This window comes from Lentilactobacillus diolivorans DSM 14421 (genome assembly GCF_001434255.1).
Lineage (GTDB): Bacteria > Bacillota > Bacilli > Lactobacillales > Lactobacillaceae > Lentilactobacillus > Lentilactobacillus diolivorans.
The window spans coordinates 1-766 of record NZ_AZEY01000026.1 but is presented as its reverse complement, the minus strand read 5'-3'; the positions used below and the strand labels follow the sequence as shown (position 1 = coordinate 766).

Annotated in this window: 1 protein-coding gene; it reads right to left on the bottom strand. The window is 36.3% G+C overall.

Translation table 11 applies throughout. The features are described 5' to 3' along the window. A partial coding sequence (locus FC85_RS03010) for a MobA/MobL family protein (RefSeq protein WP_162255410.1) occupies nt 1-766 on the bottom strand: 766 nt, incomplete at both ends.

The following is a 766-nucleotide window of genomic DNA, read 5'->3' as shown; positions in this document are numbered from 1 at the left end:
GCATTAATAACTTCCAGCCAACGTATGGCCGTTTGGTAAAGGTCAATAATTGTCGGACCAATAAATCATCACGAATATTCATTAAACGTTCGTTTAATTCACTGCCTTTGAAAATCGTTTGTTCACTATTAGTTTCTTTAATCAATTCCCGTCGTTCAGCCGCGGTTGTCTGTTCAAGATCAAGCTCTGGATAAAGTTTTTTAGTCGTGCGGTCAACTACTTTATTTAAGAGTTCATCTGCTTTTTTTAGTGAACTTTCTTGTTGGTTAATCGTCAATAATTGCTTAGTCACATCTTCACCAATTGCATGTTTAATTAAGGTACTGTTTTTCCAATTAAATAGCATGCGCCGTTTATCATCTAAGCTCTCCAAACTGATATAAGTTTTCAGTTCGTGGCTTAACTCTTTGACCACTTTTTTCTCGTTAAACGATAAGTGTTTACTTAGGCTATCTAAATGACCTCTATTGATTACTTTTTCTTGGTTATTTTTATAACCGGCTTTGGCTTTGCGATAGTCCTTAACTTGTTGGTTAAATTCTTTTCTTTCATGCCGCTTACTATTGATTCCCTCATGTTGCATTGGGGTATCATCTATTCCCTCCTCGATAAATGATTTTTCGCTGATCCGATCGGGAATATTTTTTTGCTCTAAAACTTGATTTACACTAACCGCCCAATTGTGCCGCCATTCAGTTATTTTTTCTTTTTTATCCCAATCGACCATCAGTATCTTTCTACTCTTAGGGTACTTGCTAGTTCCGGT